The organism is Streptococcus sp. HSISS3 (genome assembly GCF_000448605.1).
Lineage (GTDB): Bacteria > Bacillota > Bacilli > Lactobacillales > Streptococcaceae > Streptococcus > Streptococcus raffinosi.
Window position 1 is genome coordinate 1,530,787 of the sequence record NZ_CM002130.1, and the last position, 22,369, is coordinate 1,553,155.

At 38.7% G+C, this 22,369-nt stretch carries 19 protein-coding genes and 3 pseudogenes; 1 reads left to right on the plus strand and 21 read right to left on the minus strand.

From position 1 onward, the window contains the following. Window positions 1–414 (plus strand): annotated as a pseudogene (locus HSISS3_RS11725) (transposase); the annotation flags it as partial. Between the two features lie 82 nt (window positions 415–496). Here the strand turns inward: HSISS3_RS11725 and tuf are convergent. The 21 genes and pseudogenes from tuf to HSISS3_RS07305 all read right to left on the minus strand — a co-directional run bounded on the left by tuf (window position 497) and on the right by HSISS3_RS07305 (window position 22,284). Continuing rightward, window positions 497–1,692 (minus strand): annotated as a pseudogene (tuf, locus tag HSISS3_RS07210) (elongation factor Tu). Between the two features lie 243 nt (window positions 1,693–1,935). Continuing rightward, window positions 1,936–3,216, minus strand: coding sequence for a cell division peptidoglycan polymerase FtsW (locus HSISS3_RS07215; protein ID WP_021152232.1), 1,281 nt, complete (start codon window positions 3,214–3,216; stop codon window positions 1,936–1,938). A gap of 265 nt (window positions 3,217–3,481) precedes the next feature. Next, the gene (locus HSISS3_RS07220) at window positions 3,482–3,898 is read right to left on the minus strand and encodes a F0F1 ATP synthase subunit epsilon (protein WP_002887575.1); all 417 of its coding nucleotides are present in this window, start codon (window positions 3,896–3,898) and stop codon (window positions 3,482–3,484) included. Between the two features lie 12 nt (window positions 3,899–3,910). Further along, complete coding sequence (gene atpD / locus HSISS3_RS07225) at window positions 3,911–5,317, minus strand: F0F1 ATP synthase subunit beta (protein ID WP_002887574.1); 1,407 nt, start codon at window positions 5,315–5,317, stop codon at window positions 3,911–3,913. Window positions 5,318–5,392: 75 nt separating this feature from the next. Further along, window positions 5,393–6,271 (minus strand): F0F1 ATP synthase subunit gamma, encoded by an 879-nt coding sequence (locus tag HSISS3_RS07230; protein ID WP_002887573.1) that lies wholly within the window; start codon window positions 6,269–6,271, stop codon window positions 5,393–5,395. Between the two features lie 18 nt (window positions 6,272–6,289). Continuing rightward, window positions 6,290–7,795: a F0F1 ATP synthase subunit alpha gene (gene atpA / locus HSISS3_RS07235; RefSeq protein ID WP_008533963.1), complete on the minus strand. Its 1,506-nt coding sequence runs from the start codon at window positions 7,793–7,795 to the stop codon at window positions 6,290–6,292. Between the two features lie 15 nt (window positions 7,796–7,810). Next, window positions 7,811–8,347 (minus strand): F0F1 ATP synthase subunit delta, encoded by a 537-nt coding sequence (locus HSISS3_RS07240; protein WP_008533962.1) that lies wholly within the window; start codon window positions 8,345–8,347, stop codon window positions 7,811–7,813. Further along, on the minus strand, window positions 8,347–8,844 hold the full coding sequence (gene atpF / locus HSISS3_RS07245; RefSeq protein WP_002887571.1) for a F0F1 ATP synthase subunit B: 498 nt from the start codon (window positions 8,842–8,844) through the stop codon (window positions 8,347–8,349). The genes HSISS3_RS07240 and atpF overlap by 1 nt, the downstream gene beginning before the upstream one ends. A 20-nt stretch (window positions 8,845–8,864) precedes the next feature. Continuing rightward, window positions 8,865–9,572, minus strand: a complete 708-nt coding sequence (atpB, locus tag HSISS3_RS07250) for a F0F1 ATP synthase subunit A (RefSeq protein WP_021152233.1) — start codon at window positions 9,570–9,572, stop codon at window positions 8,865–8,867. 33 nt (window positions 9,573–9,605) lie between these two features. After that, window positions 9,606–9,803 (minus strand): F0F1 ATP synthase subunit C, encoded by a 198-nt coding sequence (locus HSISS3_RS07255; RefSeq protein WP_004183077.1) that lies wholly within the window; start codon window positions 9,801–9,803, stop codon window positions 9,606–9,608. Between the two features lie 366 nt (window positions 9,804–10,169). Next, a pseudogene (locus tag HSISS3_RS07260) lies at window positions 10,170–11,749 on the minus strand (hypothetical protein). 165 nt (window positions 11,750–11,914) lie between these two features. Further along, the gene (locus HSISS3_RS07265) at window positions 11,915–13,147 is read right to left on the minus strand and encodes a DNA cytosine methyltransferase (protein ID WP_021152236.1); all 1,233 of its coding nucleotides are present in this window, start codon (window positions 13,145–13,147) and stop codon (window positions 11,915–11,917) included. Further along, the gene (locus HSISS3_RS12340; protein ID WP_240472083.1) at window positions 13,144–13,779 is read right to left on the minus strand and encodes a hypothetical protein; all 636 of its coding nucleotides are present in this window, start codon (window positions 13,777–13,779) and stop codon (window positions 13,144–13,146) included. Before HSISS3_RS12340 ends, HSISS3_RS07265 begins: the two co-directional genes overlap by 4 nt. A 38-nt stretch (window positions 13,780–13,817) precedes the next feature. Then, window positions 13,818–15,695 (minus strand): DEAD/DEAH box helicase, encoded by a 1,878-nt coding sequence (locus HSISS3_RS07270; RefSeq protein WP_021152238.1) that lies wholly within the window; start codon window positions 15,693–15,695, stop codon window positions 13,818–13,820. Further along, on the minus strand, window positions 15,688–16,464 hold the full coding sequence (locus HSISS3_RS07275) for a hypothetical protein (RefSeq protein WP_042772080.1): 777 nt from the start codon (window positions 16,462–16,464) through the stop codon (window positions 15,688–15,690). The genes HSISS3_RS07270 and HSISS3_RS07275 overlap by 8 nt, the downstream gene beginning before the upstream one ends. 71 nt (window positions 16,465–16,535) lie before the next feature. Beyond that, on the minus strand, window positions 16,536–19,187 hold the full coding sequence (locus HSISS3_RS07280; RefSeq protein ID WP_021152240.1) for a valine--tRNA ligase: 2,652 nt from the start codon (window positions 19,185–19,187) through the stop codon (window positions 16,536–16,538). Continuing rightward, the gene (locus HSISS3_RS07285; RefSeq protein ID WP_021152241.1) at window positions 19,180–19,758 is read right to left on the minus strand and encodes an AAA family ATPase; all 579 of its coding nucleotides are present in this window, start codon (window positions 19,756–19,758) and stop codon (window positions 19,180–19,182) included. The genes HSISS3_RS07280 and HSISS3_RS07285 overlap by 8 nt, the downstream gene beginning before the upstream one ends. After that, the gene (locus HSISS3_RS07290) at window positions 19,758–20,318 is read right to left on the minus strand and encodes a GNAT family N-acetyltransferase (protein WP_021152242.1); all 561 of its coding nucleotides are present in this window, start codon (window positions 20,316–20,318) and stop codon (window positions 19,758–19,760) included. Before HSISS3_RS07290 ends, HSISS3_RS07285 begins: the two co-directional genes overlap by 1 nt. Continuing rightward, window positions 20,305–20,883 (minus strand): flavin reductase family protein, encoded by a 579-nt coding sequence (locus HSISS3_RS07295; RefSeq protein ID WP_021152243.1) that lies wholly within the window; start codon window positions 20,881–20,883, stop codon window positions 20,305–20,307. The genes HSISS3_RS07290 and HSISS3_RS07295 overlap by 14 nt, the downstream gene beginning before the upstream one ends. A gap of 444 nt (window positions 20,884–21,327) precedes the next feature. Continuing rightward, window positions 21,328–21,531 (minus strand): hypothetical protein, encoded by a 204-nt coding sequence (locus HSISS3_RS07300; protein WP_021152244.1) that lies wholly within the window; start codon window positions 21,529–21,531, stop codon window positions 21,328–21,330. 132 nt (window positions 21,532–21,663) lie between these two features. Further along, window positions 21,664–22,284 (minus strand): PepSY domain-containing protein, encoded by a 621-nt coding sequence (locus tag HSISS3_RS07305; protein WP_021152245.1) that lies wholly within the window; start codon window positions 22,282–22,284, stop codon window positions 21,664–21,666. Window positions 22,285–22,369: the final 85 nt, after the last annotated feature.

Genomic DNA, 22,369 nt, shown 5'->3' on the forward strand with positions numbered 1-22,369 from the left:
ATCTTGTAAGTCATTTCACTCGAAGACCTTTGGTCAAACCTTAAGTCCACATGAAGTCGTTAAGAAGACACTGAATTTCTCAGAAGAACTCGCTAATTATTATAACCTCTATCAGCTGTTGCTGTTTCACTTTCAGGAGAAGAGGGTAGATGAGTTTTTTGAGCTCATAGAGGAGAATATAAGCAAGGTTAATCATTACTTCAAAACTGTCTTTAGGACCTTCCTTAGACACAAACCATACATCAAAAATGCGCTAGAAACACATTACTCAAATGCAAAATTGGAGGGCACCAATAAGCTTATCAAAGATATTAAACGTCTGGGCTTCGGTTTTAGAAACTTTATTAACTTTAGGAAGCGTGTTTTCATCACTCTGAACATACAAAAAGAGAAAACCTATCAGGTTCTCTCTAGATGTTAGCTTTTCGTCACCCACTACAGTTGACAAAGAGCCATTATTGTCTGACGAATAATTGTATTGGGAACTTAATATTAATTAAGCTTCGATTTCAGATACGATACCTGAACCAACAGTACGTCCACCTTCACGGATAGAGAATGTTGTACCTTGTTCAACGGCGATTGGGTGAATCAATTCAACATCGATAGTCACGTTATCACCAGGCATAACCATTTCAGTACCTGCAGGAAGTTCGATAGAACCTGTTACGTCAGTTGTACGGAAGTAGAACTGTGGACGGTAGTTGTTGAAGAATGGAGTGTGACGTCCACCTTCTTCTTTAGAAAGGATGTAAACTTCACCTTTGAATTTAGTGTGTGGGTGGATTGAACCAGGAGCAGCCAATACTTGACCACGTTCAATTTCATCACGTTGGATACCACGAAGAAGGACACCGACGTTATCACCGGCAATACCTTCGTCAAGTTGTTTACGGAACATTTCAACACCAGTAACAACTGCTTTTTGGATTTTTCCTTGATACCAACGATTTCAACTTCGTCATTGACACGAACAACACCACGGTCGATACGTCCTGAAGCAACAGTACCACGACCAGTGATTGAGAATACATCTTCGACTGGAAGCAACAATGGTTTATCAGTGTCACGTTCTGGTTCTGGAATGTAATCGTCAACAGTATCCATCAATTCCATGATGATATCTTCGTATTTAGTATCACCTTCAAGAGCTTTAAGTGCTGAACCTTGGATAACTGGGATTTCATCACCTGGGAAATCGTATTCTGAAAGAAGGTCACGGATTTCCATTTCAACCAATTCAAGCAATTCTTCATCGTCAACCAAGTCAACTTTGTTCATGAAGACGATCAAGTGTTTAACACCAACCTGACGTGAAAGAAGGATGTGTTCACGTGTTTGTGGCATTGGTCCATCAGTAGAAGCTACTACAAGGATCGCACCGTCCATTTGAGCGGCACCAGTGATCATGTTTTTAACGTAGTCCGCGTGTCCTGGCGCATCGATGTGAGCGTAGTGACGTTTAGCAGTTTCGTACTCAACGTGTGCAGTGTTGATTGTGATACCGCGTTCGCGTTCTTCTGGAGCAGCGTCGATTGAAGCGTAGTCTTTTGGTGTGTTGACTGAGCTTGGAAGACGACGTGCCAAAACAGTTGTGATAGCAGCTGTCAAAGTAGTTTTACCGTGGTCAACGTGTCCAATTGTACCAATGTTAACGTGTGGTTTACTACGATCGTATTTTTCTTTTGCCATTTAGGAAAAGCCTCCAATAAAATATATTTTATAGATAGACAGTAGGCAATACAGTCTAACTTTACTCTACTATTCTATCAAAATGTCATAGAATTGCAAGTATTTTATATGGTTTTCAGATTTTCTTTTTATTTAGAAGCCATCATGAATTTTTCATTAAGAGATGATACTCTCGTACCATTACATTACTGACACCCTTATATCATCTATCTTCTTTACCTACATGCAAAAAGAAGCCGAACTTCAACGGCTTCTTCTTAGAGGTACTATTTTTTCGTCTTGTTTTTCTAATTCCTGTGTCTGGCTCAACTCTTCTTCAATGGCTTGAACAATATTGTCACGCTTTTCGTTAGCAGCAATATTCAAGACAAAAGCAATCCCGACTGATGTCACTAAAAGCGAGTTACCACCTTGTGAAAGGAAAGGGAAGGTAACCCCTGTGGATGGAATCAAACCTGAGATTCCTCCGATATTGACAAAAACCTGCATAAGCAAAAGGGAACCGACGCCAAGAGCCATCATAGAGTTAAATGGATTTCTAGCCTTAACCCCTACAATCATAATCCGAAGAATGAGGAAGAAAAGCAGAGCAAGGATTAAACCTGCACCAATAAGACCTAATTCTTCGATAACAATTGAAAAGACAAAGTCAGTTGTAGCTTCCGGTAGATAACCTGTTTTCTCAATTGAATTTCCGAGGCCAAGACCGAACCAACCCCCATTACTCATAGCATAATAAGAATGGGATAACTGAAGACCTGAACCTGTTAAATCCTTAAAAGGATTAAAATAGGCTGCAAAACGCTTGGCAACATAACCAAAGATTGGTACTTTGGACATGGTTTTTACCCCAACCAAAGCGATTAGTCCCAGAAATGCAGATGACAGACCAACAATACTAGCAAAAAGAGCTGTAAACCAGCGATACCCAACCCCTGAAATTGAGAACATAATGACCGTTGTTAATACAATAATGGCCGCATTCCCCAAGTCAGGTTGGATGGCAACTAAGCCAATCATAACCAATAAATAATACCGCCAGTCATTAAGTTGACTACGTTTTCTAGGGATCCATCTATTCTTAGTTAAGGCCTGATAATCATAGCGTTCTATCGCAGACTGTTTCTTTGAAAATGTGTGTGCTAAAAACCAAACTACAATAATCTTAAGGTACTCTGCTGGCTGGAATGACAAGGGCCCAAGTACAATCCACCCATTAGCACCATTAATTTCTTTGGTAAAAAACTTAGCAACAACCAGAAGAAGAACTTCAAATAAAATAACGGTTCCTAAAACTTTATCTTTTCTGAGGAAATTCAATTTCAACCGATAGATGAAAAAGATAAAAAATAAGGACACTAGCCAAAAGACTCCTTGGTTGATGACGGATGCAAATGGGTTAGCACCAAAACTTACTAAACGAGCACTCGTCGTTGAATATACCACAATCAAACCGACTACGGACAAGATTAAATAAGGTATTAAGATGGTATAGTCCAAAAGATGCTTCTTTTCAATTTTCATATCTTAAAAAACTCATACTTTCTATTACGTCACTCTATAGTTTACAAAAAACACAAAGCTAACAGCTTATATTATAACACTTTGATACCTTAAACTAAAGCAAAAGCTTAATTAACCGTTTTCAAACATTAAATTTTTTCAAATCACCTTATAATAAAGCCTTTTTGATGCAACTCTTACTAATACGGCTCTATAGTCTTCAATCAACACCGCACTCTTTTAACTCATATAAAAAAACGAGAACAAAGTCTCGTTTTCTTTACTCTTATTTAGTACCGACACTGATACGGTTAAGTGCTCTACGAAGAGCAACTTGAGCACGTTGAACTTCGTCAACACGATCAGATTTAGTTGCTTCTTCCAAGTCACGTTCGGCACGTTGCTTGGCACGTTCGGCACGAGAAACGTCAATGTCGCGTTCACGTTCAGCTGAATCGGCAACGATAGTAATGAGGTCATCTTTGACTTCAATAATACCACCATTTACGGCAATCCAGTCAACGTGGTTTTCATCATCCACACGACGAACCTTGAGTTCATCCACTTCAAGTGGTGCAATCAAGTTAATATGGCCTGGCAAAATACCAATTTGACCATCTTTAGTAACCGCATGGATAAAGTTGGCGTGGTGGTCGTATTTAAGACCATCTGGAGTTACCACTTGTACGGTCATTTGTGCCATATCTTCACCTCATTAGTAGCCCATTTCTTTAGCTTTGGCTACTACATCCTCAATTGGGCCTACGCTACGGAAGGCATCTTCAGGAAGATTGTCATACTTACCTTCAAGAATTTCTTTAAAGCTACGAACAGTTTCAGCAACTGGTACATAAGAACCTGGTTGACCTGTGAACTGTTCAGCAACGTTGAAGTTTTGTGACAAGAAGAATTGGATACGACGTGCACGTCCAACCAATGTCTTTTCTTCGTCTGACAATTCATCCATACCAAGGATAGCGATAATATCTTGCAATTCACGGTAACGTTGAAGCACACGTTGAACTTCAGTCGCAACAGCATAGTGTTCTTCACCAACAATTTCAGGTGAAAGGGCACGTGAACTTGATGCCAATGGGTCAACGGCTGGGTAGATACCCATTTGTGTCAACTTACGTTCAAGGTTGGTTGTTGAATCCAAGTGAGCAAATGCTGTAGCTGGCGCTGGGTCAGTATAGTCATCGGCTGGAACATAGATGGCTTGGATTGATGTAACAGAACCTTTTTTAGTTGATGTGATACGTTCTTGCAATTGACCCATTTCAGTAGCAAGTGTTGGTTGATAACCAACGGCTGATGGCATACGACCAAGAAGGGCAGAAACCTCAGAACCTGCTTGAGTGAAACGGAAGATGTTATCGATGAAGAGAAGCACGTCTTGACCTTCGACATCACGGAAGTATTCCGCAATTGTCAAACCAGTAAGGGCAACACGCATACGTGCTCCTGGTGGTTCATTCATTTGTCCAAAGACCATGGCTGTTTTCTCAATAACGCCTGATTCTTTCATTTCCCAGTAAAGGTCATTACCTTCACGTGTACGTTCACCAACACCTGTAAACACGGAAATACCACCGTGCTCTTGGGCGATGTTGTGAATCAACTCTTGAATAAGAACGGTTTTACCAACACCGGCACCACCGAAAAGTCCGACTTTACCACCTTTAAGGTAAGGGGCAAGTAAGTCGATAACTTTAATCCCTGTTTCAAGGATTTCAGTAGATGTTGACAATTCATCAAAGGTTGGTGCTTTCTTATGAATTGGTTCACGCTCTGCATCATCTGCAAAAGGTGCATCCAAGTCAATCGTATCACCAAGGACGTTAAAGACACGTCCAAGAGTATCCTTACCAACTGGAACACTGATTGGACGACCTGTGTCCAGAACTTCTAGTCCACGAGTCAATCCATCAGTAGATTCCATGGCAATGGTACGAACCACACCTTCTCCAAGTTCAAGAGCTACTTCGAGCACGATACGTTTAGACTTTTCTTCATCAGTGTAAACGACCAATGCATTGTTAATCTCAGGAAGCTTTTCACCAGCTGCAAACGCTACGTCTACAACAGGACCAACAACCTGAGCAATTTTGCCTGAGCTCATTGTTTTCTCCTTATGATAGTTTTCTGGATGACAATCATCCCTTTTTCTTGTATGTCAAATAAGACAAATCTTTAGCTATTCAAGTGCACTAGCACCACCAACAATTTCAGTGATTTCCTGAGTGATGGCAGCTTGACGCGCACGGTTGTATTGGATTGTCAAATCGTTAATCACATTCTTAGCATTATCAGTGGCAGTCTGCATTGCAGTCATACCAGCTGCATGCTCAGCTGTTTTGGCATCTACGATAGCACCGTAGATAAGACTCTCAGCATACTGCGGTAAGAGTTGATCCAAAATAGTATCACGATCTGGTTCCAACTCAAATTTGGTCAATACATGACCTTCAGATTCATTAGGATCCAAATCAGCAATAGGAAGCATTTGTTCCACACGAACTTCACTAGTCAAACTGTTGACGTGGTGGTTGTAACACACATAAAGTTCATCAAACAGTTCGTTTTGATACATTCCTACAGCTTTGGAAATGATTTTACCGACTTGATCAAAACTAGGTTGATCTTCAAGGCCACGAAGTTCAAAAGCAACATTCATGTTACGGGCTTTGAAGAAATCAGACCCTGTTCCACCAATAGAAATGATAGCATATTCATCTTCAGAATCATGGTCACGCTTAATCATGTCCAAAACAGCTTTAAGAATTGTTGAATTGTAACCTCCAACCAATCCCTTATCTGAAGTAATGACAATGTAACCTGTCTTACGAACTGGACGTGCATCCAACATTGGATTTGATGAACCATTAATCAATTCTGAATGTAGAAGATCTGTTGTGATCTGTCTAATTTTTGAGGCATAGATTTGGAAATCTTTAGCAGCTTGCTCAGAACGTGTCAATTTTGAGGCAGAAACCATTTGCATGGCTCCTGTGATTTGACTCGTTTTCTTAGTTGAAGCAATTTTTGCTTGGATTTCTCTTAGAGAGCCTGCCATATGCTGTCCTCCCTATTTCTATTTGTATTCTGACTGATCTTTGAAAGCTTGGATAGCTTCATCAAGTACAGATTCCTCAGGAAGATCCTTAGTTTTACGGATAGTTTCAAAGACGTCTTCATGATGGCTATCAAAGTAGTCATAAAGTGCTTCTTCAAAATCCAAGATTTGATCAACCGGAACACTATCCAAGAAACCGTGTGTCAAAGCGTAAAGGATAACAACTTGTTTCTCAACTGGAAGTGGCTTATGAAGCGGTTGTTTCAAAACTTCGATTGTACGACGACCACGGTTCAATTTCGCTTGAGTTGCAGCATCCAAATCTGAACCAAATTGCGTAAAGGCTTCAAGTTCACGATATGAAGCCAAGTCAAGACGAAGCGTACCTGCAACCTTCTTCATCGCTTTGATTTGCGCTGATCCACCTACACGTGATACAGAAGAACCTGCATCAATGGCTGGACGAATACCTGAATTAAACAAGTTTTCTTGCAAGAAGATTTGTCCATCTGTGATAGAAATAACGTTTGTTGCGATATAAGCTGAGATATCACCGGCTTGCGTTTGGATGATTGGCAAGGCAGTGATTGAACCACCACCAAGATCATCTGAAACCTTAGCTGAACGTTCCAAAAGACGTGAGTGGAGATAGAAGACATCCCCTGGATAGGCTTCACGACCTGGTGGACGACGGAGAAGCAATGAAAGTTCACGATAAGCCACGGCTTGTTTAGATAAATCATCATAAACAATCAAGACGTGTTTGCCATTATACATAAACTCTTCGGCCATTGCTACACCAGCGTAAGGCGCAATGTAAAGCAATGGTGATGGTTGTGATGCAGAGGCAGTCACAACGATTGTGTAATCAAGAGCACCATGTTTACGAAGCGTTTCTACTTGTGTACGGACAGTTGATTCTTTTTGACCAATAGCCACGTAGATACAGATCATATCTTGACCTTTTTGGTTCAAGATTGCATCAATGGCTACTGACGTTTTACCAGTTTGACGGTCCCCGATAACCAACTCACGTTGACCACGTCCAATTGGAACCAAGGCATCGATGGCCTTAAGACCAGTTTGCAATGGTTCAGAAACTGATTTACGTTGCATAACACCTGGAGCAGGTGTTTCAACTGGACGGAAACCTGTTGTTTCGATGTCACCAAGACCATCAACTGGTTGCCCAAGTGGGTTTACTACACGACCAATAAGGGCTTCACCAACTGGAACTTCCATGATTTTTCCAGTACGTTTAACAATATCGCCTTCACGAATTGCAACGAAATCCCCCAAGATAATGATACCAACATCATTAGTTTCAAGGTTTTGGGCCATACCATAGGCACCATTTTCAAATTCGAGCAACTCACCACTCATGGCATTATCAAGACCACGAGCACGTGCGATACCGTCACCGATATAGGTAACGACACCAGTTTCAGTGACGTCAAAGTTTGGCTGGAAGTTTTCAATTTGCTTTTTAATTAAAGCGCTAATTTCTTGTGCGTTAATTGCCAAAAGTCACACCACTTTCTATTTCAAATTCGTTTTAAAGGCTTGCAATTGACTACGAATTGACGTGTCAACAACCTTATTTTTTGCTTTGATGACGAATCCTCCAATGAGGTTCTCATCAATATTTTCTACTAAACGACGTGTCTTAATCTCAAATTTTTGTGAAACAATCGCCAAAAGTCGTGCTTTTTGGTCTTCAGACAAGGGACTTGCTGAGGTCACAGTGACATCGTAAGTATTGTCTTCTTGATCAAAGAGCTTAAGGACCAACTTCAACACATCATAGAGAATGTTAGCTCGGTCATTAAGTAAGATTACCTCAAGAAAGTTGTTCATATATACTGAACAAGACTCTTGAAACAAACTCAAACTTTCTTTCTTAGCCTCGCTTGTCACATTTTCCTGTGACAAGAAGGTTTTTAGTTTTGTTTCAGCAAAAACGGTTAGGATTTGCCTTACTTCTTCTTGGATTGTTGACACGGCGTCTTGTTCAAAAGCGACTTCTACCAGACTTCTGGCATACTGCTCAACAAGAGCTTGTGTTTTCTTATCCATTAAGCATCTCCTAATTGATCAAGATAGCTATCAATCAAGTCAGATTGCGCTTTGGCATCAAGGTTTTGTTTCATAACTTTTTCTGCCAAGAGGACAGTCAAGTCTGCTACTTCACCTTTAACACCAGCAAGTGCCTCCACACGACTTTGAGCAATGTCTTGATTAGCTTTATCTTTTAAGCGTTTAGCTTCATCATGTGCTTCTGCAATGATTTTTGATTCTTGAGTTTTACCAGTTTCCTTGGCTCCGTCAATAATTTGAGCTGCTTCTGTGCGAGCACCAGCTAACTCATCTTGACGTTTTTGTGCCAAGCTTTCTGCTTCTTGACGAGCATTTTCAGCACTATCAATATCTGTGGCAATTTTCTTTTCACGAGCAGCAAAGATTCCTGTAATTTGATCCCATGCGAATTTACGAATGAGGTAATACAAGAGAAAAACAGAGCCGAGCGTAATAATAATATTACCAAGTGTCGTACTATTAATCAGTAATGACATTTAATTTCTCCCTTTCTTAATTATTCTTCGTTGACTTTATCACCAATGTAGTTTGAACTTAGGATAATAAAGACATAGGCTTGAATGAAACCGATAAAGGTTGAAAAGGCAACCCAGACAAGGTTCAAAGCAAAGGATACAGGTGCTGCAAATACAGACCATGTCACCAATTGAAGAATCAAGCCAGTTAGTACCTCACCAGAATAAATGTTACCAAACAAACGCAAAGCCAATGACGCAAGGTTGGTTAATTGTTCCAAAATGTTCATTGGGAGCATTGCTGGATATGGTGAAAGGTAGCCTTTGAGATAGCCTTTAAACCCTTTTTTACGAATCCCCTCAATATGACTAATGAGGGTAACAATCAAAGAAAGAGTGATAGTAACACCGAAATTCGATGTTGGAGAAGACCAAAAATTGTAATGCTCACTTTTAACAGATACAAGCAGACCTATGTTGTTTGCTGTAAACACAAAGGTGAAAATTACAAACAAGAGTAAACTATAATTCTTCGTGAACTTTCCAAGATTTTGAGAAATGGTACTGTTCACAAATTCATAGATAAACTCAAGTACATTTTGTTTTCCCTTTGGTTTAATGGTCATCTTACGACTTGACCAGAAAACCACTCCAAAAACGATAATTACTGTCAAGAGAGACATGGCAAGGACAGTCAAGTCAAAATCAATCCCAAATAATGAGACGGTTGGATTACTTGTAGTTTCCACTGCTCATCCCTCCTTCATCTTTTTATTTGTCTATTAGACAATGTAGCTAAGGGCAAACAATACGAAGAAGGTACCTTCGATAAAGGCAACACCAGTAAACATCAATGTTTGAAGTTTGCTAAACATCTCAGGTTGGCGAGCTGCAGCTTTAGCGACATTGGCAACGAGGATACCCTCACCAATAGATACACCCATAACGGCCAAACCGAGGCCTAAGATAGTTAAATTCATAGTAGAATTCTCCTTTTAATTTTTTTACCCTGTTATTTTAGTCCTATTTTCCACGAAAGTCAACGAATTGACGGTTTTTTAGACGTTTTCACTGACTTTGCCTAACGTTTTCACTATTTTGCGTAAGCGTTTACTTTTAATGAAAAGGCTGATCTGCTAATTCCAAAAAAAACAAGCCTAACTATGGCAGGTTAGACTTGTTTGGGAAATTTATGAAAAAAGAAAGTTTCACTGTCTGACTCATCGTCAGAGGTGTGAGTTCTACCGAACCATGTTCAGCAATACTTATTAGAATGATTATAGTATAGCTTGGGTTGCTTAAAGGAAGCTGAAGGGGGGGTGATTATTTTAGAAATTTGTAAATAATTATTTGTCCTTCGCCACCCATCCAATAGCATCAGATGGAGGATTATCAACATCAATCCAGATAAACTCAATACCAATTTCTCCATTTTTGAATTTGCTGAGACGAATACCATTGATTTCTAATTCGTCTAAACGTTGGGCCGTTAGGATTTCTCGTTCAGCAAGTTGAAAGACCCCTCTCAAAATCCAATTCCCAAGAATATCCTGTTTATCTATAGACTGGATTGCTTTCCCAGATTCTTGGTTAATATAGGCATCAATAATATCTCCAGATGGTAAAAATTTCAACTTAAACGTTCGATTTTCTTTTGAAAGAGCGAGCTCCTTTGTTCCAGGTTTAAACGTCCCAATATTCTTTCCAAAAAATCTGGTCTCTCGGCATGAAAATGGTTTGATTCTGGGATTGGAATATAAACCTCGCTCACAGGTCGGTAAACCAACTTTTCAATACTCTTGATTAAATCTTGATTATTCTTTGAATAAGCAAAATCTACTAATTTCTCACGAATAATCTTCATTTGATGTTTTTCTTCCTTAGTCTTCCAACTCTTTAATAAAATCTCCTCTAATGAATATATCGCAAAAGCCATTTCCTCTGAGGATAACTCGTTTTTAAAGCGATTCTGAAATTTTATAATACGTGGTAAACGGTCTTTCTTAGCTAACTTAGATCCGCCATTAAAGCCATTAAAACCAGAATTTTCTTCTACATTCCCATTTTTATCTGTGATTACCCAAGAAACAGTTTCTAAAATATCAGGAGCTTTCTTATCTGCTGTCAATAAATGAAGATTCTCAAAAAGATAAAAGGGGTCTTCGACATACTGTACATCCCAAGTATCGACAATAATTTCCTTATTATTAAAAGTCATATGTAGCTGACTATCTGCAGCAGTATACTTGTAATCATGATGACCGTCAGTAAACCTAAAATTCGTTGGATTTTTCAGATTGGTCGACCCTTTGATTTGTAAGTTATCCAAATCAACTGGTAAATAAGATGTCTCGCCCACATGAATTTGAGGGACGCTACCTTTTGGTGTCGGCATTAATACATGATACACAGCCTCCACATGAGTTGAATCTGACTTAAAACCCTTAATCAATGCTTTGGAAGATTCAATTCGTTGATTCCGTAAAGTTGCAATTTTTCGAGCTAATTTTTCATATCGCTCATAATTTTCCCTGTCTGCACTTTCTTTATCAGGAGAAATCTCAGCATAAAAAGTAATTTCACTTAGTAATTCATTCCAAGACTGTGAGTCTTTCTTAAACTGAGCAATCTTTTGGTCGCCTGAATTAAGACCAAATGATTTGATTCCGACGAGATATTTGTGCTTCTCATCAACGACAACCGAAGCATCATAGGAGGTATTTGCAATATCCTCTCCAACTGCTTGAAAAGCTCTTTGAAAAACAGTTTCCTGAAATTTAGAATTAACAATTGGAGCTACAAAATCTTCGGTGCTATTCTTTTCATCTGCTTCTGCTTTTTGTGAAAAGGCCTCACTCAGACTAGCAAAATTGGTAATGAGAGTCTTGTATTTTTCTTTTTGTTCTTGTTTTAAGTGTTCCCACATCAATCAATCCTCACTTCTTGCTTAAGTATATCAAAAGAAGACTAGATTTTCACTAGTCCTCTTTCTTATATAATTCGTTAAATAATGATGTAAAACGCTAAATTGCTACGATTTTCAGATAACCTAACATAATTTTAGCTGGAAAAAACGAAACGTATAGATTCATTATCTATTTATGGACAGCATATAGAACTCTTTACTTTTTTTATTACGAATCAACGATTCATACTGTTTATCAGTAATAACTTCAAGATTGCCATCATATTCTTCATAAATTTTTTTGTATGCATCGGCTTCATTATTTACAAAATCTTTTACATACGACTCGCCTTCAAATTGTCCATTCATCTTGATATAGATAATTGCGATATTTCCTGAGCGATCATGTTGAGATTTACCTACACCTTTGTTTAGGGCCTTGGCAACATTCTCCGCGATGCGTTTAATTACAGGAACAACGACACTGTTTCCGGCTTGTTTATACAGCTGACCGTTAGAAACCCCCTCTGGGAGTCTAAAGGATTTCGGATACCCTTGAACATTAAAGGTTTCTTTCGGAGTCAACTTACGAATCTCACCACTGTCTGTCAAGATTAATGGAACGTTATGTCCGCCTGTTCCCATATTTGCCGTCAGAGTAGGGACTACACCATTCTTATTTTCACGAACATATTGACGACGCCACTGATAAACCGTATCTTGACTGGTCACACACTCTTTCAATTCATCATAGAATCTTTGCTTACCTTCTCTGTAATAGAATGCTTCACCAGGCTCCGCACCAAAATCAATAACATCACTCAGAGAAGTTGTCAAATTGACTTCTTCAGGAAATTCAAAAACATCATAGGCTTCTTTAGTATCAAAGCCAACAATATAGATACGCTCACGGTTTTGAGGGATATTCCCATAGTCTTTCCCATTGAGAACCTTCCACTTGATGAAGTAATTGTTCTCGGTCAAGGCTTCACGAATAACCTTGAAGGTATTGCCATGATCATGCCCGACCATGTTCTTAACGTTTTCGATGAAAATGGCACGAGGTTTACGCCCCTCAATCATGCGAAGCAACTCAAAGAAAAGATCTCCACGATCATCATCAAAGCCCTTGCGATAACCCGCAATACTAAAGGCCTGACAAGGGAACCCCCCCATAATCACATCAACGCGCTCAGCGGGAATATCCTCTGGATGAACGTAGTGAATATCACGACCATCCAAATAGGTATCTGGATAGTTTAACTGATAAGTCTGACGCGCATACTTATCAAACTCATTGGCATACACCACTCTGAACTCGTTGGTCTGTTCAAATCCCAACTCAATTCCCCCAACACCTGAGAAGAAAGCTGCAATGTTGTACTTCTCAGCTTGGTTCGAACTTACAGAATTTGTCATGTAGTAACCTGCTTTCTAAAATAAAAGATATATAGCTCTACTCTGTATAGTTTATAAAAATATTGTTCTAATTCAAATTTTTCAATTCCTTGCTTAGAAAGTATGTACTCTCTTAAATGGTGATTTGCTCTTGGATTATAAAAATCATCAAACTCTATGTTTTGAATTTGGTTATCTTTCTTTAGTGTATTATATAGATTTTTACTTAATCCTAGTTGCGAAATTTGTAATTCTTTTATGTCATTTGTTCCAAACATAAACAAATTATACAAATCATCTGAGATAATATTGAATTCTCTTAATGAATTTACTAATAAACCAATTTCAAAATCTACAAATTCATCATCGGTTTGGAGTTTAATAATGGCGATGTTATACATGTCATATTCTCTAGTTTTATAGTCATTTAAATCTATATAGACTTTTGCCCGGGAATCATTATAATCATCCGACTGATATGCCTTTTCTCCAAATTGGCTACCCACATATTGCATGAAATTTTCATTATGATCCGAAGGAGAACTTAAAATATCTTTCCAATATGATACTAAATTATTTACTCTATCCTTTAGAGGAGAATAGGCACTTGGAATAAAGCCTGAATAATAATTAATCGTAGGTTCAAACCGCAAACGTTTGACATTGTTATTCGGATGAAAATACCTATAGTCTATAGCTCTATCGACACCTTCATAAACAAAATTATCAAAAAAACTTCCTTAACTTTAAGCAAAATTTCTTTGTAGACATTATCAGCATTATGGATAACTTCTGTCTCAAATATAATTTTCTCTAATTTTATCAAACCTAGATCAGTATAATTTAATAGTTGCTGAGCTCCAGATCTCGTGAGACGAGAAATAAAACTAGGGTTATCAAAATCATTAACTATATTACTTTCTAAAGCTAAAATTTTCTCAGAATTTTCTAAATTAGATTTATTCACTACAGAATTTTCTAATAGTGGATTTTTTACAGAATCCTTAATATTACTTCGTAAAGATTCAACTGTTTTCTTTAATTGACCATTTTTATTTTGAGGATAGCTATCAAGTTCCACAAAGTGTACAGGAACTAAGATTTTATTTAGTTTACCATTATTTGAAAAAATCTCATTCAATCTATTGACTCTACCAACTAAGTTTATTAGTTCATTAGTAGCCGAGAAACCTGAAATAAAAAATAAAGAGTCAATAGGCATATTCATACCAGCGAGAATAACTGAATTGGCAATTAAATGTTTAATTGAAGTATCATCTCTAAAACATTTCAGAAGGTAATTCCTTATATTATTTGGTAGTCTACCATGTAGATATAGAATTCCTTTTGATAGAAATTCAATTAGCTTAAATTTAGGATGAACTATATCCTTCAATTCTTCAATTAAATTACCGAGTGATTTTGGTAACTCATCATACTCAGGTAATTGGTTAAATAATTCTTCAGCATAATGTTCTATATAAATAGGCCTGTATAAATAATGCAAATTTTTTTTGTAATTTTTACTACAGTTAACAATATATTTTAAATTATTTTCCGTATTAGATAATTTAAAAAAGGAACCCAAATATTGCTCGAAAACAAACTGTTCATTTGCATTACTAACATATCGTATATCTAAGACCTTTAAATTATTGTTAATTTTATATTGCTCTACATTTCCTTTTTCATTTTTTAACAATAAATTATTAACATTTTGAATTAGAGGCGAAAAATAGTATATATTTAGTTCAGGATTCAGTTTCTTGTTGAGTTTAAGTAATCTTGCTAATAACAGGCTTCTATTTGAATGTTTCAAACCGAAATCAAAGTTAAACAGTTCATGCGCTTCGTCTATATAGAGGGAATCGAATATTAAGTGTTGTTCAATTAATCGCAACGCTCTCTCCTGTGTAACAATCGCAAGTACTCGTCGATCTGAATCATTATAATTCTGTTCATGAGTTATAATTTTTCTATTTAATTCTCTTAACTTCTTTGCTTCTCGGAATACTTGGTCAATTAATGCTTTAGTAGGTACTATAATTCCAATATTGTCCAACTCATTATTTTCTAAAATATGTTGATAAATTATTTCGCTTTTTCCATATGATGTTGGAGCAATAAAAGCAAATGTTTTATTTTCTGAAGCAATGATTTCCTTGGATACTTTATCTTGTTCAAACGTGTTCATTTTATCGCCGTTTGAGAATTGAGCAAGTTTTAAATCCGAAAGAAAATAATTCAATATTTCTTCATCTACCAAACCACTTTTTAAAAGTTTTCGTGCAATTGGATAATAACCAAAATTAACTGAAAAATCGTATAGAGCTCTGTAATCATTGATTTTAAAGCATGTTCTAACAATAATTGAATACGCAAACTCTATATAATAACTTCTGGATCTGTTTTTTTCAAATTCTTCAATAAATAACAATGATATTGCAAATAAATATTCTGCGTCTCGATTAGTTAATTTTTCTTTTATAAACAATAATTCTAAGATAATATTTACAACCTCTTCTCTTTTAGAGAGTGTTGTCAATGTCCTTTTTCCATCGCTACTCATCAATGATTTCCTCTAAGTATTCCAAAAAAATTTCAATAGTTTGTAAATTAATTGCGATAATTATTTCATCTTTTGATTGATGGTTTTTTATAAAATTATTTAAGGTAGAAATCTCAAAATTAATTTCATTAATATGATGTTTCCCTCTCTTATCCGGTATAATCGTCGATCCTATAATAACGTTATTATCCTCAATTTTAAAGTAATTCCCATTAGTATAGTCTGTTGATAATTCCGCAACTTTTTTAACTAAACTATGTGGTGATTGGGCAATCTTTGTATGATTATATGCATTCCGCCACGGATTATTGATTTTTTCATTTTCACCAGACAATTGCTTCTTTAACCCATTGTATGCTCTGTATATTGTATTTCTATGACTGTTATTATGTCCTATCTGACTAGATTTACTCTCTAACAACCAGAATTTTTCACCCTCAAGTACAAGACCGTCAAACCCTTTTTTAGCAGAATTTTCCTCTAAATTTCTAAAGCAATATTCTTGAGAAAAACCTTTCGTTCTCAATAAACATATAACGATTAATTCCGCTATTGCTCCATTTCTTTTGTTAATGTCAATTCTTCTAAGATAATTCAGCAATTCTCTTGCTTCCTCCTTCAAAGATAAGGAGCTGTCACGTCCGGAAATAATCGTTAACAAATTCTCTTTAATAAAAGTTTTATCCGTTTCAGATAACTGTTCAATAGCCAGTCTTAAGTAACGGTAATGCTTCTCACCAAGTTCAAACTCAATATCTGATATAGACAATTTAATAACCCACTTTATCACTTTATTTTCATTATACCAAAAAAACACGGCATTCCGCCGTGTTTCTATGTTTATTTAACCAACTTCTTCATCTCATCAATACGTACAACTGTTGCATCGTATTTAGCTTGGTAATCTTCTTGTTTGTCGCGTTCTTTTTGGACGACTTCTGGTTTGGCATTGGCTACGAAGCGTTCGTTGCTAAGTTTCTTACCAACCATGTCGAGTTCTTTTTGCCATTTGGCCAATTCTTTTTCAAGACGAGCCAATTCTTCTTCGACATTGAGAAGGTCTGCGAGTGGCAAGTAGATTTCTGCGCCTGTGATGATGCTTGACATAACCAAGTCAGGTACTTCTACATCCGCTGCAATTTCCAAGTGTTCTGGGTTTGTGAAGCGTTTGATGTAGTTGACATTGTCATTGAAGAAGGCATCGAGCTTGCTGTCGCTTGTCTTGATCAAGATAGTGATTGGTTTGCTTGGCGCCACATTCACTTCTGCACGTGAGTTACGTACTGAGCGAATCACGTCTTTGAGAGCTTCAACGCCGGCTGCTGCTTCTTCGTTTTCAAATTCTGGACGAACCACTGGGTATTCAGCAGTCACGATCGTTCCTTCAGAGATTTGGCCATAGATTTCTTCGGTTACGAATGGCATGATTGGGTGAAGGAGACGCAAGATTTGGTCCAAGGTGTAAAGAAGGACAGAACGAGTGATGACTTTTTCGTCCTCGTTATCGCTATAAAGCACTTCTTTAGTCAACTCAACATACCAGTCCGCAAACTCGTCCCAGATGAAGTTGTAGAGAATATGACCAGCCACACCAAACTCAAACTTATCAAAGTTTTCAGTGACTTTTCCGATAGTTTCATTGAGGTTGTGGAGAATCCAACGGTCTGTAACGTTACCTGCTTGGCCAGCAGCCACTTTGGCTACATTTTCACGCGCCGCATCCAAGGTCAAACCTTCATTGTTCATAAGGATATAGCGAGAGATGTTCCAAATCTTGTTAATGAAGTTCCAAGACGCATCCATTTTCTCGTAAGAGAAACGCACGTCTTGCCCTGGTGCAGAACCGTTTGAAAGGAACCAACGGAGGGCATCAGCACCGTATTTCTCGATAACATCCATTGGGTCAATACCGTTACCGAGTGACTTAGACATCTTGCGTCCTTGCTCGTCACGGATAAGGCCGTGGATAAGGACATTCTTAAATGGTTGGCGTCCTGTGAATTCCAATGATTGGAAGATCATACGAGACACCCAGAAGAAGATGATATCGTAACCTGTTACCAAGGTTGACGTTGGGAAGTAACGTTTGAAGTCTTCTGCTTCCACATCAGGCCAACCCATAGTTGAGAATGGCCAAAGGGCAGAACTGAACCAAGTGTCCAAAACGTCTTCATCTTGTTTCCATCCGTCACCTTCTGGTGCTTCTTCACCAACGTACATTTCACCCTCAGCATTGTACCAAGCAGGGATTTGGTGACCCCACCAGAGCTGACGAGAGATTACCCAGTCGTGGACATTTTCCATCCATTGAAGGAAGGTATCGTTGAAACGAGGTGGGTAGAAATCAACCTTGTCGTCTGTGTCTTGGTTTGCGATAGCATTTTTCGCCAATTGGTCCATCTTAACAAACCATTGTGTTGACAAACGTGGCTCAACAGGCACACCTGTACGCTCTGAGTGACCAACTGAGTGAGTCATTTTCTCAATTTCAACAAGGGCACCGATTTCTTCCAATTTCTTAACAACGGCCTCGCGTGCTTCAAAGCGGTCCATTCCGTTGAATTCGCCAGCCAATTCATTCATGGTACCATCATCGTTCATGACATTGACTTGTGGCAAGTTATGACGTTGACCAACCAAGAAGTCATTAGGGTCATGAGCAGGAGTGATTTTAACCACACCAGTACCGAATTCAGGGTCTGCGTGTTCGTCCCCAACGATTGGAATTGGCTTGTTCAAGATTGGCAAGATAACATTTTTACCAATCAAATCTTTATAACGGTCATCATTTGGGTTAACCGCTACAGCAGTATCTCCAAACATAGTCTCAGGACGTGTTGTTGCCACTTCAAGGGCACGTGAACCGTCTTCCAACATGTAGTTCATGTGGTAGAAGGCACCTTCGACATCCTTGTGAATAACCTCGATATCAGAAAGGGCTGTACGAGCTTTTGGATCCCAGTTGATGATAAATTCACCACGGTAAATCCAGCCTTTTTTGTAAAGTTCTACAAAGACTTTACGAACAGCTTTTGATAGACCTTCGTCAAGGGTGAAACGCTCACGAGAGTAGTCTACAGAGAGTCCCATCTTACCCCATTGTTGCTTGATAGTTGAGGCATACTCGTCTTTCCATTCCCAAACTTTATCAAGGAATTTTTCACGGCCAAGGTCATAACGAGAAATGCCGTCTTCAGCCAAACGCGCTTCAACCTTAGCTTGAGTGGCAATCCCTGCGTGGTCCATACCAGGAAGCCAAAGCGTATCGAAACCTTGCATACGTTTTTGACGGATGATGATATCTTGAAGAGTTGTATCCCAAGCGTGACCAAGGTGAAGTTTACCAGTTACGTTTGGTGGTGGAATAACGATTGAGTAAGGCTTAGCTTTTTTATCGCCAGAAGGCTTGAAAACATCTTCGTCAAGCCATTTTTGGTAACGACCAGCCTCAACCTCGGCTGGATTGTATTTAGGTGAAAGTTCTTTAGACATGTGTGTGTCCTTTCTCTATTGTTTTCATTTTTTCTTGAATCTGCTTTGCGGCTTCTTCTGCAGACAGATTCGTATTATCAATTTTCAGGTAGTGGTGAAGACCACTCGGTTGCTTTTGAGAATTAAGTTGATCTGTTTTATCAGTCTCTAAAATTTCTCTTTCAGATACCTCAAAATTCCGTTTCAAGGGTTTGTATTTCAACCGATTCTCCGTTCGATTGCGACGTAAGCGCTCCTCAAGAGACGTTTCTAATTCAACAAAGAGAATCTCTTGATGATACTCATTTAATAAATCTTGAATATTCTTCAAATACATAAGATGGTATTGATTTGAAAAATCAGTTACACCTGTTAAAATCACCGACCGATGATGCCTGGCGCTTGTTCCAAGAAAAGAAAAGTTAACGCTACGAACAAATTCCCACATTTCTTCCGTAAAATCCTGATAGATTTCGAGTGCGAAATCAATTGGTTGATGGTTGAAAAAAAGAGTCGCACCGGTGAGTTTCGAAAGTTCCTGACCAATGGTCATTTTCCCTGCAGCTGGAGCTCCAATGATGAAAACATGCATCAATCCACCTCCCACTCACTCTTCAGCAAGCCATATATCAAATCATCACAGCGATTGCCTTGGGCATCTTTGCGGTCTCGGATACGAGCTTCAAGGGTAAAACCAAGTTTCTCAGCGACACGTTGACTTTGGATATTGTAGCCAAAGCAAGACAATTCTATCTTATGAAGCCCCAGTTCTTTAAAAGCTAAATCAATCAAGGCACGCGCTGCTTCAGGAACATAACCGCGGCCCCAATAGTCTGGGTGCAAGGTATAGCCAATCTCCAGCACATCGTCTTCGTGGCGATGGTTGAAATCAACTGAGCCGATGATTGTATCAGTCCCTTTGACTACAATGCCGTATCCTGCTGGGAGATTATCCTTTTGATTGCGCTCTGGAAGGATATGTTCTAGGTAATAAATCTCATCTTCCAAGGTCTTAACGGGCGGAAAGCCCGCTGGGTAGGAGACTTCTGGGAGACTGGCAAAGTCAAAGATATCCTCTGCATCAGCTACTGTACGGACTCGTAAGACCAGACGCTCCGTTTCAATTCGTTCTGGTAACTCAGCTCTTGTCATCCTTCTTCCTCGCTTTCTTGATAAAGCTTCCCATGGGGTCGACACGATTATCTAGATAGCGATAGACACGTTTATGACCATCTCCCATAAAGTAAGTCGGTGCAAAGCAGTCATTTTTAAAATGGCCTTTATCGTCCAAGAGTTCTGGATTAGCCAGTCGATCAAGAATCTTGGCAAAGATATGGCAGATGCCATCTTCCTCGATAATCCGATCTACCTGACAGTCCAATACGACTGGACAAGCCTCCAAAATCGGTGCCTGGGTCCGTTCAGAAATCTCGTAGTCAAGCCCCAGGTGTTTCAACTTTTCCCGATGGCTGATGAAACCAGCCTGTTCCATCTCAAGCATGAAGTTTTCATCAGGGATGTTCACAGTGAACTTCTGATAATGCTTAATCTGGTCAGCTGCATTTTCCTCAGCACCAACACCAATGACCAGCCAATCTCCTAGACTATAAGAAGAACTACAAGTCGTCACATTATAGCCATAGGTCTGGTCCTGGTAACCCAAGATAAAAATGGGAAAACCATAGTACAATTTACTGGTCTCAAAAGATTGCTTCATGTCACCCTCCTCTGATAGGAACGTAGACCTCGCTTTCGCTCCGTCTGCATCAATATCTCTAAATTCACCTGCGACCTTCGGTCTTGCTTCTTTAAAAGCTATAAAAAATCCCTGCCATAACCATGACAGGGACGAATATGTATCCGCGGTACCACCCAGTTTTGAGTGGTAACCACTCACAGCTTTCTTGATTCAATTTGACCATCAGCAACCAGCTTTGACATTTGTGCGGATTTCTCAGTACCACCGCTTCCTGTGACAAATGGGTTTCAAAGCACCTCTGAATGGTCTTATTTTATCACAATTTTAAGACCAAGACAAATGAAATTGTGGGGCCCTGAATTTGCAAATAAGTCAGACTACAGATTTCACCTTTAAACATGAATTCAATTCCTCATTTTATTCCCATTAGAAAAACCCCTATCTGTCGACAAGGATTTCATCTTATTTTTCTTCCTTAGCTCTTTCTTCTTCAAGCCATTTTTCATAGCTTTCGAGTAGATTGATAGCCATTTGGGTTGCTAAGGCTAGTGAGAAGGCTTCGGTGCCTTCGGTCGTTTCATCTTGAACTTCCAGTTTACTTTCTTCGTAAATGGCTTTGAGAGCCTTGTTGCTAAGCGTGTCTTTAAATGCTTGAAATTCTTTCATGGTCAAAGCCTCCTTGATTTTGGGTAACTTTCGAAAATACTGTTACCGTTTTCACCTTAAGTTTACACCATTTCAGAGAAAATGCAAGGACTTTTGCTAACAACTACGGAAGGTTTTCAGACAACTAAAAAGCTATTGGGCTGGGGTTGCAGCGCTTCCTGAGATGTACTCTGTTGTGTAGGCGACGATAGCTCCTGACTCGGCATTAACTGCGTATTTATAACGTAGACCACTAGCTGCGTAATCAAAACTGATATTATAAACCTTACCGTCTCCTTCAGTCTTCAAATCTGTCGTCAAGTTCGTAACAGAACCAGCAGCTAAGCCGGCATGATTAAGGGCTGTCGTTTGAGCGGCGTCTTTAGATACCGGTGGGGTATCTTTATCTTCGCTAGGTTGTGTCTTGTCTTTATCGTCGTCAGTCTTTTGAGCATCATCTTCATCATTAGAAGTTGGATGGTCGCTCTTCTGACTCAAAATAGACCCAGATTGACCATCAATGGTGTAATCAAAGTGGTTGTCTGGTGTTGTAAAACTAACCTTATAACTGCCATGCAAGCCTGTACGTGTTTTTGAGACTGTTGATTGGGAAATCTCAGAGGTTTTAACACCTGCATTTTTGTAGGCAACATCTGCTGCATCTTGTTCTGACAAGCGATAACCTGAACCGTTATAGATAAACAGGGCTGCAGCGATGACAACTGGGATAGCAAGTAAGAACACATAGCCCACAAGCTTTTTCATTTTTCGCATAAAATTCTCCGCTATTTTAATCTAATACTACTATTATATCTTAAAGTTCTAAAATTGTCAGATAAACTTGGCCTTTTTTATAACA

Excerpts from the sequence above, each read along its gene's own strand:
- HSISS3_RS07215 (WP_021152232.1), bottom strand. The coding sequence starts at position 3,216 with ATGAAAATTGAAAAGAAGCATCTTTTGGACTATACCATCTTAATACCT.
- HSISS3_RS07220 (WP_002887575.1), bottom strand. The coding sequence starts at position 3,898 with ATGGCACAAATGACCGTACAAGTGGTAACTCCAGATGGTCTTAAATAC.
- atpD (WP_002887574.1), bottom strand. The coding sequence starts at position 5,317 with ATGAGCTCAGGCAAAATTGCTCAGGTTGTTGGTCCTGTTGTAGACGTA.
- HSISS3_RS07230 (WP_002887573.1), bottom strand. The coding sequence starts at position 6,271 with ATGGCAGGCTCTCTAAGAGAAATCCAAGCAAAAATTGCTTCAACTAAG.
- HSISS3_RS07240 (WP_008533962.1), bottom strand. The coding sequence starts at position 8,347 with ATGGATAAGAAAACACAAGCTCTTGTTGAGCAGTATGCCAGAAGTCTG.
- atpF (WP_002887571.1), bottom strand. The coding sequence starts at position 8,844 with ATGTCATTACTGATTAATAGTACGACACTTGGTAATATTATTATTACG.
- HSISS3_RS07255 (WP_004183077.1), bottom strand. The coding sequence starts at position 9,803 with ATGAATTTAACTATCTTAGGCCTCGGTTTGGCCGTTATGGGTGTATCT.
- HSISS3_RS07265 (WP_021152236.1), bottom strand. The coding sequence starts at position 13,147 with ATGACAAATTCTGTAAGTTCGAACCAAGCTGAGAAGTACAACATTGCA.
- HSISS3_RS07270 (WP_021152238.1), bottom strand. The coding sequence starts at position 15,695 with ATGAGTAGCGATGGAAAAAGGACATTGACAACACTCTCTAAAAGAGAA.
- HSISS3_RS07280 (WP_021152240.1), bottom strand. The coding sequence starts at position 19,187 with ATGTCTAAAGAACTTTCACCTAAATACAATCCAGCCGAGGTTGAGGCT.
- HSISS3_RS07285 (WP_021152241.1), bottom strand. The coding sequence starts at position 19,758 with ATGCATGTTTTCATCATTGGAGCTCCAGCTGCAGGGAAAATGACCATT.
- HSISS3_RS07290 (WP_021152242.1), bottom strand. The coding sequence starts at position 20,318 with ATGACAAGAGCTGAGTTACCAGAACGAATTGAAACGGAGCGTCTGGTC.
- HSISS3_RS07295 (WP_021152243.1), bottom strand. The coding sequence starts at position 20,883 with ATGAAGCAATCTTTTGAGACCAGTAAATTGTACTATGGTTTTCCCATT.
- HSISS3_RS07300 (WP_021152244.1), bottom strand. The coding sequence starts at position 21,531 with ATGAAAGAATTTCAAGCATTTAAAGACACGCTTAGCAACAAGGCTCTC.
- HSISS3_RS07305 (WP_021152245.1), bottom strand. The coding sequence starts at position 22,284 with ATGCGAAAAATGAAAAAGCTTGTGGGCTATGTGTTCTTACTTGCTATC.